This is a genomic window from Streptomyces sp. NA04227, from assembly GCF_013364195.1.
Classification (GTDB): Bacteria; Actinomycetota; Actinomycetes; order Streptomycetales; family Streptomycetaceae; genus Streptomyces.
Genome location: NZ_CP054918.1, coordinates 190343 through 206631 on the forward strand (window position 1 = coordinate 190343; position 16289 = coordinate 206631).

Sequence of the window (16289 nt, forward strand, 5' to 3'; positions counted from 1 at the left end):
GGGCGCGTCAGGAGTTGCTGTTGTCCAGGGCGAGCGAGACGAGAGCGTCGACATCCATGGCGGCGATGTCCTCGGCTTGCTGAGAGGGCTGCGGGGCGGACCGGCCCGCGTCGCTGTCACCGAGCGCGAGCAGGGCGTCGAGCAGCCCGGCCTCGCGCAGGCGCGTGAGCGGAAGGCTCGACAGGACCTGCCTGACGTGCTGCTCGTCCTGCTCGCTCGGGTACGAGTCGGCCGCACCGTCCAACTCCGCGGACCCGGGCGCGAGTTCGGCGCGCAGGTGGTCGACGAGTTCGCCGGGCGAGGGGAAGTCGAAGATGAGCGTCGCGGGCAGTCGCAGTCCGGTGCTCGTGTTGAGGCGGTTGCGCAGTTCGACGGCGGTGAGCGAGTCGAAGCCGATGTCCTTGAAGGCACGGTCGGCCTCGACGGTGCGCGGGTCGGTGATGCCGAGCACCGCGGACACATTCGCCCGGACCAGGTCGAGCAGGATCTCCCCGGCCTGTGCGGCGGTGCGTCCGGCGAGCCGCTCGACCAGTGCCTCGGCCTCGGACGCCGCGACAGCGGCCTGGGCCGTGCGGCGCACCGGGGTGCGCACCAACGCCCGGTACAGCGCGGGTACTTGGGCTCCGCTCTGTCCGCCGAGTCCGGCCGGGTCCAGGCGTACGGGCACGAGCAGCGCCTCGTCGAGCCGGGCCGCCGCGTCGAACAGGGCGAGTCCGATCTCGGGGGTGAGCGGGGTGACGCCGCCACGGGTCATCCGGGCCACGTCGGTCTCGGCGAGATCGGCGGTCATGCCGCCCGCCGGGTCCCACATGCCCCAGGCCAGCGAGCGGGCGGGCAGGCCCTGGGCCCTGCGGTGGTGGGCCAGGGCGTCCAGGAAGGCGTTCGCGGCGGCGTAGTTGGCCTGGCCGGAGTTGCCGGAGACACCGGCCGCGGACGAGTACAGGACGAACTGGGTCAGCTCCAGGTCCCGGGTGAGCTCGTGCAGGTTGAGCGCCGCGTCGGCCTTGGGCCGCAGTACGGCGGCCACTCGGTCGGCGTCCAGCGAGCCGAGGACGCCGTCGTCGACGACGCCCGCGGTGTGGACGACGCCCCGCAGCGGGTGTGCGTCCGGGATCGCGGCCAGTACGTCGGCGAGCCGGTCGCGGTCGGCCGCGTCGCAGGCGACGACCTCGGCGGTGGCGCCCAACTCGGCGATGTCGGACACGAGTTCGGCGGCGCCGGGGCTGTCGGGACCACGGCGCGAGGCGAGCAGCAGGTGCCGTACGCCGTGTGCGGTGACCAGGTGGCGGGCGACCAGGGCGCCGAGGGTTCCGGTGCCGCCGGTGACCAGGACGGTGCCTTCGGGGTCCCAGCCCTGCGGAACGGTCAGGACGATCTTGCCGATGTGCTGGGCACGGCTCATCAGGCGGAAGGCCTCGGGCGCCCGCCGGATGTCCCAACCGCGCACCGGCAGCGGCTCGATGGCGCCGGACTCGAAGAGCGCGGCCAGTTCGGCGAGCATCTCGCCGGTCCGCTCGGGTCCGGCCTCGGCGAGGTCGAAGGCCCGGTACGCGACGCCGTTGTGGGCGCGTGCGACTTCGGCGGTGTCCCGGATGTCGGTCTTGCCCATCTCGATGAAACGACCGCCGGAGTTGAGCAACCGCAGGGAGGCGTCGACGAGTTCACCGCTGAGCGAGTCCAGGACGACGTCCATGCCCTTGCCGTCCAAGGAGGCCCGGAAGTGCTCCTCGAAGTCGGTGTCGCGGGACGAGGCGATGTGCGCCTCGTCGAGTCCGGCCGCGCGCAGGGTGTCCCACTTGCCCTTGCTGGCCGTGGCGAAGACCTCGGCGCCGCGGTGCTTGGCGAGCTGCACGGCGGCCATGCCGACGCCGCCCGCGGCCGCGTGGATCAGGACCTTCTCGCCGCGCTCCAGGCCCGCGAGGTCTCCGAGGGCGTAGTGCGCGGTGAGGAAGGCGGCGGGTACGGAGGCCGCGCGGGCGAAGCTCCAGCCCGCCGGGACCCGGGCGACCATCCGGTGGTCGGCGACCGCCAGCGGCCCGAAGGCGTGCGGGATCATGCCCATCACACGGTCGCCGACGGCCAGTGTGGTGACGCCGGGGCCGACCTCGGTGACGACGCCCGCCGCCTCGCTGCCGAGGAAAGCGTCGCCGGGGTACATGCCGAGCGCGATCATCACGTCGCGGAAGTTGAGCCCCGCGGCGTGGACGGCGATCCGTACCGTGTTCTCGGCCAGGGGCTCGGCGGCCTCGGGGCGCGGGACGAGGGTCAGGTTCTCCAGGGTGCCGCGGGCCGTGGTGTCCAGGGTCCAGGCGGCGGAGCCCTCGGGCAGGGTGAGTGAGGCGGAACCGGCGGCGCGTACCAGGCGCGGTACGAGCACGGTGTCCTCGCGCAGTGCCAGCTGCGGTTCGTCGAGGGCGGCGGACGCGGCGAGGGCACAGGCGAGTGCCTCGCCGCCGGGCGCGGCGGCCGGGTCGAGGTCGACGAGGACGAGGCGCCCGGGGTTCTCGGTCTGTGCGGAGCGCACCAGGCCCCAGGCGGCGGCGTGCGCCAGGTCGGCCGGGTCCTCGCCGGTGCGGGTGGCGAGAGCGCCCCGGGTGACGACGGCGAGCCGTACGTCATCGAAGGCGCTGTCGGCCAACCAGCCCTGGAGCAGGGCCAGCACGCGGGCAGTGGCCTCGCGGACGGTGTGCGCGTCGGCGGCGGGCGGCGGGTCGAGCGGCAGCAGTACGGTGCCGGGCCGTTCGCCGCCCCGGTCGAGTGCCGCCTTCAGGACCGCGAGGTCGCGGTGCGCCTCGGCGGTGTGGCCCGCCCCGTGCAGGGCCGCCGTCACACCGAGGGTGTCGGCGCCGAGTACCGCGAAGGTGCCGGTGGTGTCGCTGTCCGCCGCTGCCGCGGGCGTCCAGTCGAGCCGGTACAGGCCTTCGTCCTCGCCCGTGGACCGGCTGAGCGCGTCCAGGGCGACGGGCCGCAGCACCAGCGAGTCGAGTGTGGCCACCGGCTTGTCGGAGGTGTCGGTGAGGGTGACGGCGATGGTGTCCGTGCCCGCGCTGGTGATACGTACGCGCAGTTCGGCGGCGCCGGCCGCGTGCAGGCCGACTCCGTTGAACAGGAAGGGAAGCCGGGCCTCGCCGGTCTGTTCGAGGAAGTCGCCCAGGCGCATGCCGTGCAGGGCGGCGTCCAGGAGCGCGGGGTGCAGGACGTACTGTCCGGCGCGCTCGTGCTGCGGCTCGGGCAGCACGACCTCGGCGTAGACGTCGCCGGTGTCCGGGTGCTTCCAGGCGGCGGTAAGGCCCTGGAAGGAGGGGCCGAAGCCGTAGCCGACGTCGGCGGCGCCGAAGTAGAAGCCGGTCAGGTCGACGGCCTCGGTGCCCGGCGGCGGCCAGGCGCCGAATCCGGCGGCGGGTTCCGGTGCGGCCGGGGCGAGTTCACCGCTCGCGTGCCGGGTCCAGGGCTGTCCGGCGGCGTTCTCGGGTCGCGAGTGGACGGCGACCGGGCGACGCCCCGCACTGTCCGCCTCGCCGACGAGTACCTGGATCTGCACCCCGCCGCGCTCGGGCAGGGCCAGCGGCGCCTGGAGGCTGAGTTCTTCCAGGCGGCCCGCCCCGGCCTCGTCGCCCGCCCGTACGGCGAGTTCGACGAAGGCGGTGCCCGGCAGGATCACGGTGCCGCCGACGGCGTGGTCGGCGAGCCAGGGCTGGGTCTCGGCGGAGAGCCGTCCGGTGAACAACAGGCCTGCGCCGTCGGCGAGTTCGGTGGCCGCGCCGAGCAGCGGGTGCCCGGTGTCGGCCAGTCCGAGGCCGCCCGCGTCGGCGGCGGTGGCGGTGCGCGGCACGGGCCAGAACCGCTCGTGCTGGAAGGCGTACGTGGGCAGGTCCACACGGCGCGGTGCGCGGCCCTGGTACAGCCGGGTCCAGTCGACGTCGACGCCGTGCGTCCACGCCTGGGCGAGCGCTGCGAGGAACGCCTCGGTCTCCGGGCGGTTCTTGCGCAGGGTGGCCACCAGCGCGGGGGCGGGGCCGCCCTCGGTCAGGCATTCCTGTGCCATGGCGGTCAGTACGCCGCCGGGGCCGAGCTCGACCAGGGTGTTCGCACCGAGGCCGAGCAGGGTGGCGATGCCGTCGGCGAAGCGGACGGCGCCGCGTACGTGGTCCACCCAGTAGGCGGCGGTGAACTCGGTGACGAGTTCGCCGGTGAGGTTGGAGACGATCGGGACGGTCGGCGGCGCGTACGTCAACTGCTCGGCCACGCGCCGGAACTCGCCGATCATGGGTTCCATCAGCGGCGAGTGGAAGGCGTGCGAGACGATCAGCTCACGGGTCTTGCGGCCGTCCTCGGCGAGCTGGGCGGCGAGCGCGCGTACCGCGTCGGCCTCGCCGGACAGGACCACGGACTGCGGCCCGTTGACCGCGGCGACCGAGACCCGGTCCGCCACCTCGGTGAGCAGCGGCAGTACCTCCTGCTCGGTGGCCCGTACCGAGACCATGACGCCGCCGGTGGGCAGTTCCTGCATCAGACGGCCGCGGGCGGCGACCAGGGTGCAGGCGTCGGACAGGCTCAGGACTCCGGCGACGTGCGCGGCGGCGAGTTCGCCGATCGAGTGGCCGACCAGGTGCGTGGGCCGTACGCCGAGGTCGGTGAGCAGCCGGAAAAGGGCCACTTCGACGGCGAACAGGGCGGGCTGGGTGTAGCGGGTCTCGTCGAGCAGCGCGGCCTGTTCGGTGCCCGGTTCGGCGAACAGCAAGGAACGCAGCGGGAGTTCGAGGTGCCGGTCGAACTCGGCGCACAGTTCGTCCAGGGCCTCGGCGAACACCGGGAAGGCGGCGTGCAGTTCGCGTCCGGCCCCGGCCTGCTGGCTGCCCTGGCCGGAGAAGAGGAACGCGGTCTTCGCGGGCTTGGCCGTGCCGGTGGCGACGCCGGGCGCGGGGGCGCCCTCGGCGAGCGCGGTCAGTGCGGCGAGCAGCTGCGCACGGTCCGCGGCGACCACGGCACCGCGGGATTCGAGCGCGGAGCGGGTGGTCACCAGGGACCAGGCCACATCGGTGGCCGCCAGGTCCTCGTGCGCGCTGACGTGGTCCCGCAGGCGGGCCGCCTGTGCGCGCAGGCCGGGGGTGCCTCGGCCGGAAAGCAGCCAGGGCAGCGGGAGTTCGGGCGCGGGGACGGCGGGCAGGGCGTCCTGCGGCGCCTGTTCCGCGGCCGGTGCCTGCTCCAGGATCAGGTGGGCGTTGGTGCCGCTGCCGCCGAAGGAGGACACGGCGGCGCGGCGCGGACGTCCGGTCTCGGGCCAGGGCCGGGACTCGGCGAGGAGTTCGACGGCGCCGGAGTCCCAGTCGACCTCGGTGGAGGGGTTGTCGACGTGCAGGGTGCGCGGCAGCACCCCGTGCCGCATGGCCATCACCATCTTGATGACGCCCGCGACACCGGAGGCGGCCTGGGCGTGGCCCATGTTGGACTTGACCGAGCCGAGCCACAGCGGGCTGTCCGCGTCGTGGTCCCTGCCATAGGTGGCGAGCAGGGCCTGCGCCTCGATGGGGTCGCCGAGCGTGGTGCCGGTGCCGTGTGCCTCGACCGCGTCGATCTGGTCGCCGCCGAGGCCCGCGTTGGCCAGGGCCTGCCGGATGACGCGCTGCTGGGCCGGGCCGTTGGGCGCGGTGAGGCCGTTGCTCGCGCCGTCCTGGTTGGTCGCCGAACCGCGGATGACGGCGAGCACCTGGTGCCCGGCCCGCTCGGCGTCCGACAGCCGCTCCAGGAGGAGTACGCCGACGCCCTCCGACCAGCCGGTGCCGTCCGCCTCCTCGGCGAAGGACTTGCAGCGGCCGTCGGTGGACAGGCCGCGCTGCTGGCTGAAGCCGATGAACACGCCGGGCGAGCACATCACCATGGCGCCGCCCGCGAGCGCCATGGAGCACTCGCCGCTGCGCAGCGCCTGAGCGGCCAGGTGCAGGGCCACCAGGGAGGACGAGCACATGGTGTCGACGGTGACGGCGGGGCCTTCGAGTCCGAAGGTGTAGGCGACGCGTCCGGAGACGACGGCGGCGGAGGCGCCGAAGAGCATGTGGCCCTCGGAACCCTCGGGCATCTCCATGCCCTCGCCGTAGCCCGGATAGCCCGCGCCGATGAAGACACCGGTGCTGCTGCCCTTGAGCGCCTGCGGGTCCAGGCCCGCGCGTTCGAAGGTCTCCCAGGAGGTTTCCAGGAGCAGCCGCTGCTGCGGGTCCATGGTGAGGGCCTCGCGCGGCGAGATGCCGAAGAATCCGGGGTCGAACCGGGTGGCGCTGTCGACGAATCCGCCCTCGCGCACATAGCTCGTACCGAGCCGGTCCGGGTCGGGGTCGTAGAGGGAGTCGAGGTCCCAGCCGCGGTCGGTGGGGAAGCCGGAGATGGCGTCGCGGCCGTCGGCGACCAGCTGCCAGAGGTCCTCGGGCGAGAGGACCCCGCCCGGGTAGCGGCAGCTCATCGCGACGATGGCGATGGGCTCGTCGCTCACGGCGACCGTGGCCCCGGCGGAGCCTTCGGTGCTCTCGTCCGGCGTACCGAGGATCTCCGCCCGGACGAACCGGGCGAGCGCGGTGGGCGTGGGGTGGTCGAAGACCAGGGTGGCCGGGAGCCGCAGGCCGGTGGCGGCGGTGAGCCGGTTGCGCAGGTCGACGGCGGTGAGCGAGTCGAAGCCGAAGTCCTTGAAGGCGCGGTCGGGTTCGAGGGCGTCGGGGTCGCTGTGCCCGAGGACGGCGGCGGCCTCGGTACGGACGAGGTCCAGTACCAGTTCCGCGCGCGCGGACTCGTCGGCCGCGGCGAGCCGGGCCGCGAACTCCGAGGCGGGCTCGCCCTGTTCGACGTCGCCGGCCGCGGCCTGGAGTGCGGCGCGGGCCTCGGGGACGCCGTCGAGCAGCGGGCTCGGGCGGCCGGAGGTGAAGCCGGGCGCGAAGCGCTCCCAGTCGACGTCGGCGACCGCGACGAAGGTCTCGTCGTGGTCGAGGGCGCGCAGCAGCGCGGTCAGCGCGGTGCCGGGCTCCATCTCCAGTACGCCGCGCCGGTTCATGTACTCGCGGGCGCCCTCGGAGTCCATCAGGCCGCCACCGCCCCAGGCACCCCAGGCGATGGAGGTGGCACTCACGCCACGGGCGCGGCGCTGTTCGGCGAGGGCGTCGAGGTGGGCGTTGGCGGCGGCGTAGGCGGTGTGCCCGGCGGCGCCCCAGACACCGGAGTTGGAGGAGAACAGGACGAAGGCGTCCAGCGGGGTGTCACCGAGGAGGGCGTCCAGGTTCTCGGCGCCGCGTACCTTGCCCGCCGTGATGTCGGCGAACTCCTCGGGGGTGAGCGCGTCGGCGTGGGTGGACTGCGGGAGGCCCGCCGCGTGCAGGACAGCGGTGAGCGGGGCGTCCTCGGGGACCTCGGCCAGTACGGCGGCAAGCGCGTCGCGGTCGGCGACGTCGCAGGCGGCGATGGTGACGCGGGCGCCCAACTCCTCCAGTTCGGCTACGAGTTCGGCGGCGCCGGGGGCGTCCGGGCCACGGCGGCTGGTGAGCAGCAGGTGCGGGGCGCCGAGGGTGGCGAGCCTGCGGGCGGCATGGGCGCCCACTCCCCCGGTGCCGCCGGTGATCAGGACGGTGCCGCGGGGCGCGAAGGGGTGTGCGCTCTCGCGCTCGGCGAGCTGGGCGCGTACCAGGCGGCGTCCGTACAGGCCCGTGTCGCGCACGGCGATCTGGTCCTCGTCACCGGCGGCGGCAAGGGCCTGTACGAAACGGGTCAGGGCGCGCCCGTCCGGTGCGGCGGGCAGATCGATCAACCCGCCCCAGGTACGCGGCTGTTCGAGCGCGACGACGCGGCCGAGTCCCCAGACGGCGGCCTGCTCCGGCAGGGCCGCGGCGTCGGAGCGGACCGCGGTGACGGCGCCCTGCGTGGCGCACCACAGCGGTGCGGTGACCCCGGTGTCGGCGAGCGCCTGGACCAGGGCGAGGGTGCCGAGGGCGGCCTGCTCCCCGGCCAGGGCGGTGAAGGAGAGCACTCCGGCGAGCGGGGTGCCGCCCAGGGCGCTCAACGTCTCTGCGAGGGCGGCGCGTTCGGTGCCCGGGGCGCGCAGGGTCAGGGTCTGGGCGCCGTGCTGTTCGAGGGCTTCGGTGCAGGCCTCGGCGAGCGCGTCGGCCGTGTCATCGGCGTCATCGGCGGAGTCGTCGGCGGGCAGGACGATCAGCCAGGTCCCGTCGATCCGTACGCCGCCGGGGTCGCCCAGCCGCTCGAACCGGACCTGGTAGCGCCAGCGGTCGATCTCGGCGCCCTCGCGGCGGCGGCGCCGCCAGGAGGCGAGGGTGGGCAGCAGACGGCCGAGGCTCTCGTCGTCGCTGTCGGGCACGTCGAGGTGGCCCGCCAGCTCCGCCAGGTCCTCGCGCTCGACGGCGTCCCAGAACCGGGCCTCGGCCTCGTCGACGGCCGGGGCGCCGTGCGGCTGGGCGGCGCCGGGCGCGGACTCCAGCCAGTAGCGCTGCTGCTGGAAGGTGTAGGTGGGCAGTTCGACGGTGCGGGCGCCGGGGGCGAGGAGGGTGGCCCAGTCGACCTGGGCGCCGCGGGTCCATGCCTCGGCGAGCGAGGTGAGGAAGCGCTGCGGGCCGCCTTCGTCGCGGCGCAGACTGCCCAGCGTGACGGCGGGACGGCCCGCGTCGTCGAGGGTCTCCTGGACGCCGACGGTGAGCACCGGGTGGGCGCTGGCCTCGACGAACAGTCCGTGGCCCTCGTCGAGCAGGGCGCGTACGGCCTCTTCGAAGCGGACGGTGCGGCGCAGGTTGGTGTACCAGTACTCGGCGTCCAGTTCGGTGCCGGTGACGAAGGCGCCGGTGACCGTGGAGAAGAAGGGGACGCCGGTGGTACGCGGTGCGATGCCGTCGAGTGCCGCGAGGACCTCGGCGCGGATCCGCTCCACCTGCGGGCCGTGGGAGGCGTAGTCGACGTTGATGCGGCGGGCGCGTACCCCATCGTTCTCGCAGGCGGCAAGGAGCGCGTCGAGAGCCTCGGGATCGCCCGAAACCACCGTGGACGAGGGGCCGTTGACGGAAGCGACGGCGAGGTTTTCGCCCCAGGGGGCGATCCGCTCGCGTACGGCCGCGGCGGTGTCGGCGACGGACATCATGCCGCCCTTGCCCGCGAGCGCGAGCAGCGCCTTGGCCCGCAGCGCCGACACCTTCGCCGCGTCGTCGAGCGACAGCGCGCCGGAGACGGCGGCCGCGGCTATCTCGCCCTGCGAGTGGCCGATCACGGCGGCGGGCTGGACCCCGCAGGCGCGCCAGAGTCCGGCGAGGGAGACCATCACGGCCCACAGCGCGGGCTGGACCACGTCCACCCGCTCGAAGCCGGGCGCGCCCTCGTTCTGCCGCAGTACCTCGGTCAGTGACCAGTCGACGTGGGGTGCGAGTGCCCGCTCGCACTCGGCGAGCCGCTCGGCGAACACCGGTGAGGAGTCCAGGAGTTCGACGGCCATGCCGGTCCACTGGGAGCCCTGGCCCGGGAACACGAAGACGACTCCGGCGCCGGGCAGGGTGGTGCCCTGGACGACGGCGGGGTGCGAGGTGCCGTCGGCGAGTGCGGCGAGTCCCGCGGTGAGGGCGGCGCGGTCCGGGGCGACCACGGCGCCGCGCTGTTCGAGGGCGGCACGGGTCGTGGCGAGCGACAGGGCGAGGTCCGCCGGGGTGGCATCGGCGGCCTCGGCGGCCTCGGCGGAGGTGAAGTGGTGCAGCCGCTCGGCCTGGGCGCGCAGGGCGCCGGTGCTCTTGCCCGAGACCAGCCACGGCAGTTGGGGGCTGTCGAAGACGCGGCGGGGTGCCTCGGCGGCCGCTGCCGCGGGCGGCTGCTCGGCGGAGTCTGGGCTGTCGGGGACGCCGGGGAGGTCCTGCTCCAGGATGACGTGGGCGTTGGTGCCGCCGACGCCGAAGGCGGAGACTCCGGCGCGGCGCGGTGCCCCGTCAACGGTGTCCCAGCCGGTCTCCTCCTGGAGGAGCCGTACGGTGCCCGCCGACCAGTCGATCTGGCTGCTGGGCACCTCGGCGTGCAGGGTCCTCGGCAGGACGCCGTGCCGCATCGCCATGACCGTCTTCATGACTCCGGCCATACCGGCGGCGGCCTGGGTGTGGCCGATGTTCGACTTCACCGAGCCGAGCCACAGCGGGCGTCCGGTGTCACGGCCCTTGCCGTACGTGGCGATGAGGGCCTGGGCCTCGATGGGGTCACCGAGGGTGGTGCCGGTGCCGTGCGCCTCTACGACGTCGATCTGCCCTGCTTCCAGGCGGGCGTTGGCGAGGGCCTGCTTGATGACGCGCCGCTGGGAGGGGCCGTTGGGCGCGGTGAGGCCGTTGCTCGCGCCGTCCTGGTTGACGGCGGAGCCGCGGATGACGGCGAGGACCTCACGGCCGTTGCGGCGGGCGTCGGACAGCCGCTCCAGGAGGAGCACGCCGACGCCCTCGGAGAAGCCGGTGCCGTCGGCGCCGTCGCCGAAGGCCTTGCAGCGGCCGTCCTCGGCGAGTCCCCGCTGACGGCTGAACTCGACGAACAGGCCGGGCGTCGACATCACGGTGACACCGGCGGCGAGCGCGAGCGCGCACTCGTTCTGCCGCAGTGCCTGGACGGCCAGGTGCAGCGCCACCAGGGAGGAGGAGCAGGCCGTGTCCACGGTGACGGCCGGGCCCTCCAGGCCGTAGGTGTAGGCGAGCCGTCCGGAGACGACGGCCGCCGCGTTGCCGGTGCCGAGATAGCCCTCGACCCCGTCCGGGACCTCTTCCAGGTCTCCGCCGTAACTGGAGGACGAGGCACCGACGAAGACGCCGGTACTGCTCCCCTTCAGCGAGGTCGGATCGATCCCGGCCCCTTCCAGGACCTCCCAGGAGGTCTCCAGGAGCAGCCGCTGCTGCGGGTCCATGGCGAGCGCCTCGCGCGGCGAGATCCCGAACAACTGGGCGTCGAACCGCGGGACTTCGCCCAGGAATCCGCCCTGCTGGGTGTACGAGGTACCGGCCCGGTCGGGGTCCGGGTCGTACAGGGCGTCGAGGTCCCAGCCGCGGTCGTCGGGGAACCCGGAGATTCCCTCCCGGCCGTCGGCGACGAGGTCCCACAGTTGCTCGGGACTCGACACCTCGCCGGGGAAGCGGCAGGCCATCCGTACGACGGCGACCGGCTCCGGCTCTTCCAGCTCCCGTACCCGCCTGCGGGCGTTGCGCAGGTCGGTGGTGGCCCGCTTCAGATATTCGCGGAGCTTGTCTTCATTGGTGTTGCTCAACTCAGTCACCTACCGGGAACAGGACCGGGCACGGGAAGCGGAAGGCCGAAGCGGCGCCGTTCATGCGTTATTTCGTTTCGAGTTCGTCGTCGAGCATTCCGAACAGCTCGTCGTCGGAGGCGGAGTCGACGTCGCTCTCGCCCCGGTCGTCCTGGCCGGCGCCGTCCGTGCCGTTCCAGGTGGCCAACAGGGCCTGGAGGCGGCCGCTGATACGGGAGCGGGCCTCGGCGTCGGCGGGCGCGCCGCCGAGCAGCGCTTCGAGCCGCCCGATCTCCTCCAGGACGGGTTCGACGCCGTCCGCGTCGCCGAGGAGTTCGGTGCGGATCTCGGCGGCGAGCTCGGCCGGGGTGGGGTGGTCGAAGACGAGCGTGGAGGGCAGGCTCAGGCCGGTGGCCGCGCCGAGCCGGTTGCGTAGTTCGACCGCGCTGAGCGAGTCGAAGCCGAGCTCGCGGAACGGGCGGTCGGGGCCGACGGCGGCCAGGGCGCCCTCGCCCGCGGTGCCGTGTCCGAGGACGGACGCGGCCTGTTTGCGGACCAGTTCGAGCAGGATGCGCTCCTGCTCGGCGGGCGGCTGACTGCGCAGCCGGGCGAGCAGTGCCTCGGGGGCACCGGCGTCCTCCTCGGCAGTGGCCTCGGCCTCGGCCTGCGCGGCGGCGACCTTGGCGGCGGCCTCGGGCACCATCTCGAACAGCGGGCTGTTGCGCTCGGTGTTGGTGCCGAGCGAGAAGCTGTCCCAGCGGATGTCGATGACGACCGGGTTGGTCTCCTCGTGGTCCAGGGACTGCTGCAGGGCCGCGGTCGCCTGCTCGGGTGTCAGCTCCCACACGCCCTGGAGGCGGGCGCGTTCGCCGACGCCGTTGTCCGCCATGCCGCTGCCCTGCCAGGTGCCCCAGACCACGGAGGTCGCGGGCAGCCCCTGGGCGCGCCGCTGTTCGGCGAGGGCGTCGAGGAAGGTGTTGCCGGGCGTGTAGTTGCCCAGGCCCGCGGAGCCGTAGGCGGCGCCGAAGGAGGAGAACAGGACGAAGGCGCTCAGTTCGGCGTCCGCGGTCAGCTCGGCCAGGTGCAGGGCGCCGTGCGCCTTGACCTTGAAGGTGTTCTCCAGGCGGTCCGGGGTCAGCGAGTCGACCATGCCGTCGTCGAGTACGGCGGCGGTGTGGAACACGGAGGTCAGCGGCTTCTCGGCGGGGATCGCGGCGATCACCCCGGCCAGTGCGTCGCGGTCGGAGACGTCGACCGCGGCGATGGTCACCTCGGCGCCCAACTCCTTGAGTTCGACGGCGAGTTCTGCGGCCCCGGGCGCGTCCTGGCCGCTGCGGCTGAGCAGCAGCAGGTGCTCGGCTCCGGCCCGGGCGAGCCAGCGGGCGGTGTTCGCGCCGAGGCCGCCGGTGCCGCCGGTGATCAGCGCGGTGCCCTCGGGCCGCCAGGTGCGGGCGGGGGTGGTGTCGCCGAGCGGTGCGCGGACGAGCCTGCGCACCAGGACGTTCCAGGAGCGGATGGCGAGCTGGTCCTCGTCGCCGGGCTCGGTGAGCACCCCGGCCAGCCGGGTCCAGGCCTCCTCGTCGGGCTCCTTGGGCAGGTCGACGATGCCGCCCCACAGGCGCGGGTGCTCCTGGACCAGGACCCGGGCCAGACCCCACACGGCGGCCTGCAACGGGCTGGTGACGGCGTCGGAGTCGCCGACCGACACGGCGCCCTGGGTCAGCGTCCACAACGGGGCGTCGAACTCGGCGAGTTCACGGACCTGGAGGATCGCCTGGACGAGGGTGACGGTCCCGGCGAGGCCGAGCGGCAGTGCCTCGTACTCGGGGTGCGGGCGCTCGTCGAGGGAGAGCAGCGACAGGACGCCGGTGATCTCGCCGTCGTCGGACAGCGTCTCGTGGATCTGCTGGGCCAGCGTGTAGCGGTCGGACGCGTCGATCTCGACGCCGATCCGCACGGTGTGCGCGCCGCGCTCCTTGAGCTGCCGCTCGGCGGCGTCGGCGAGTTCACCGGCGGCGCCCTCGGACTCGATGACGAGCCAGGTTCCGCTCAGGGCGGGTTCGGCGGTCTCGGCGACCGTCCAGACGTTGCGGTAGCGCCAGGAGTCCATGGCGGACTTTTCCCTTCGGGCCCGCCGCCAGCTGGTCAGGGCGGGCAGTACGGAGCTGATGGACTGGTCCTCGCCGAGTTCGAGCCCCTGGAGCGAGGCGAGGTCGCCGTTCTCGACGGCGGCCCAGAACGCGGCGTCGACCTCGTCGACGACGCCGCCGGGCGTGGCGACGGCGGCCTGTTCGGTCTCGGCGTCGAGCCAGTAACCGCGGTGCTGGAAGGCGTACGTGGGCAGCGGCACCTTGCGTGCGTCCCGGCCCTGGTGGACGGCCTCCCAGTCGACCTGGGCGCCATGTGCCCAGGCCTCGCCGAGGGAGGTGAGGAAGCGCAGTTCGCCGCCCTCGTCGCGGCGCAGGGTGCCGAGCGTGACGGCCTGCGTGCCCAGGACGTCGATGGTCTCCTGGACGCCGACGGTGAGCACCGGGTGGGCGCTGGCCTCGACGAACAGTCCGTGCCCGGCGCCGATCAGGTCCCGCACACCGTCCTCGAAGCGGACGGTGCCGCGCAGGTTGGTGTACCAGTACTCGGCGTCCAGCTCGGTGCCGGTGATGTGCTCGCCGGTGACCGTGGAGAAGAACGGCACCTCGGTGGCGCGCGGCGCGATGCCTTCGAGGGCGCCGAGCACGTCCGCGCGGATCGACTCGACCTGGGCGGAGTGCGAGGCGTAGTCGACGTTGATCCGGCGGGCGCGTACCCCGTCGTTCTCGCAGGCGGCGAGGAGTTCGTCCAGGGCGTCGGGGTCACCCGAAACCACCGTGGAGCGGGGGCCGTTGACGGACGCGAGCGAGAGCCGCTCGCCCCAGCCGTCGATCCGCGTACGCACGTTCTCGGCCGTGTCGGCAACGGACACCATGCCGCCCTTGCCCGCGAGCGCGAGCAGCGCCTTGGCCCGCAGCGCCGACACCTTCGCCGCGTCGTCCAGGGACAGCGCGCCGGAGACGGCGGCCGCGGCGATCTCGCCCTGCGAGTGGCCCAGTACGGCGGCGGGCCGCACACCGTTCGCACGCCACAGTTCGGCGAGGGAGACCATCACGGCCCACAGCGCGGGCTGGACCACGTCCACCCGCTCGAAGCCGGGCGCGCCCTCGTTCTGCCGCAGGACGTCGATGAGCGACCAGTCCACGTACGGCCGGAGCGCCTCGGCGCACTCGTTGAGGCGGGCCGCGAACACCGGTGAGGAGTCCAGGAGTTGGACCGCCATGCCCTCCCACTGGGAGCCCTGGCCGGGGAAGACGAAGACGGGCCGGTCGGCGCCGGGGGCGGCCTCGGTGCCCAGGTTGTCGCCGTCGGCGAGTGCCTGGAGCCCGGCCAGGAATCCGTCGTGGCCCGCGGCGGCCACGCCCGCGCGCACCGGGTGCGCGGCGCGGGTGGTGGCGAGCGAGTACGCGGTGGCGGCGTGGTCGGTGCCGTCGCCGTCGCGTACGTGGGCCAGCAGACGTGCGGCCTGGTCGCGCAGCGCGGCCGGGGTGCGTCCGGACACCACCCACAGGGCGGGGCGCGTGTCCGGTTCGGCGGACTCGCCATCTTCGGCGGGGTCGGCGGCCGGGGCCTCTTCGAGGACGACGTGCGCGTTGGTGCCGCTGACACCGAAGGAGGAGACACCGGCGCGGCGGGGCTGGTCGCCGGAGTCCCAGTCGCGTGCCTCGGTGAGCAGTTCGACGGTGCCCGCGGACCAGTCGATGTGCGGCGAGCGCTCCTCGGCGTGCAGCGTGCGCGGGAGGCGTCCGTGGCGCATGGCCTGCACCATCTTGATGACGCCTGCGATTCCGGCGACAGGTCCGCCGTGGCCGATGTTGGACTTCACCGAGCCCAGCCAGAGCGGCTGTTCGGGACTCTTGTCCTTGCCGTACGTGGCGATCAGCGCCTGCGCCTCGATGGGGTCACCGAGGGTGGTGCCGGTGCCGTGCGCCTCGACCGCGTCGACCTGACCGGGCGTGAGCCGGGCGTTGGCGAGCGCCCTGCGGATGACCTCCTGCTGGGCGGGCTCGCTCGGCGCGGTCAGTCCGTTGCTCGCGCCGTCCTGGTTCAGGGCCGAGCCCCGCACCACGGCGAGGATCTGGTGGCCCGCCTTCCGGGCGTCGGAGAGCCGCTCGACGAGGAGCACTCCGGCGCCCTCGGACCAGGTGGTGCCGTCGGCGGCGGCACCGAACGCCTTGCAGCGCCCGTCGGGTGCGAGGGCCCGCTGGCGGCTGAACTCGACGAAGGCGGCGGGGCTCGCCATGACGGCGACACCGGCGGCGAGGGCGAGGTCGCACTCGCGGCGCCGCAGCGCCTGTACGGCCAGGTGCAGGGCGACCAGACCGGAGGAGCAGGCGGTGTCGACGGTGACGGCGGGCCCGGCCAGGCCGAAGGTGTAGGCGATACGGCCGGACAGCACGCTCGACATGGTGCCGGTGCCGATGTAGCCCTCGCTGCCCTCGGGCAGCGTGCCGAGGCGGGAGGCGTAGTCGGAGGCGACGGCACCGACGAAGACGCCGGTCGAGGTCGCCTTCATCGACAGCGGGTCGAAGCCGCCGCGCTCCAGGGACTCCCAGGCGGTCTCCAGGAAGAGCCGCTGCTGCGGGTCCATGGCGGCGGCCTCGCGCGGCGAGATGCCGAACAGTTCCGGGTCGAACAGGGTGGCCCCGTCCAGGAAGCCGCCCTCGCGTACGTAGGTCTTGCCCGGCTTGTCGGGGTCCGGGTCGTAGAGCCCTTCCACGTCCCAGCCGCGGTCGGTGGGGAAGGTGCTGATCGCGTCGGTGCCCGAGGCGATCAGGTCCCAGAAGCCCTCCGGGTCGGTGACGCCGCCGGGGAAGCGGCAGGACATCGAGACGATCGCGATCGGCTCGTGGTCGGCGTCCTCGGCGTCGCGCAGCTGCTGCTTGGTGCGGCTGAGGTCGGCGGTGACGCGCTTGAGGTAATCGCGGAGCTTCTCTTCGTTGCTCGTCGACATGGTGTCGAGTACTCC

Annotated in this window: 2 protein-coding genes; both read right to left on the minus strand. The window is 73.8% G+C overall.

The window, feature by feature from the left end; genetic code table 11:
* Positions 1-7: 7 nt before the first annotated feature.
* Positions 8-11254: a type I polyketide synthase gene (locus HUT18_RS00795; RefSeq protein WP_176096854.1), complete on the minus strand. Its 11247-nt coding sequence runs from the start codon at positions 11252-11254 to the stop codon at positions 8-10.
* A 67-nt stretch (positions 11255-11321) separates the two neighbouring features.
* Entirely contained in the window at positions 11322-16274 is a 4953-nt protein-coding gene (locus HUT18_RS00800; protein ID WP_176096855.1) for a type I polyketide synthase, read from the minus strand.
* Positions 16275-16289 lie beyond the last annotated feature (15 nt).

Coding starts and splice junctions, on each gene's coding strand:
- HUT18_RS00800 (WP_176096855.1), bottom strand. CDS start 16,274: ATGTCGACGAGCAACGAAGAGAAGCTCCGCGATTACCTCAAGCGCGTC.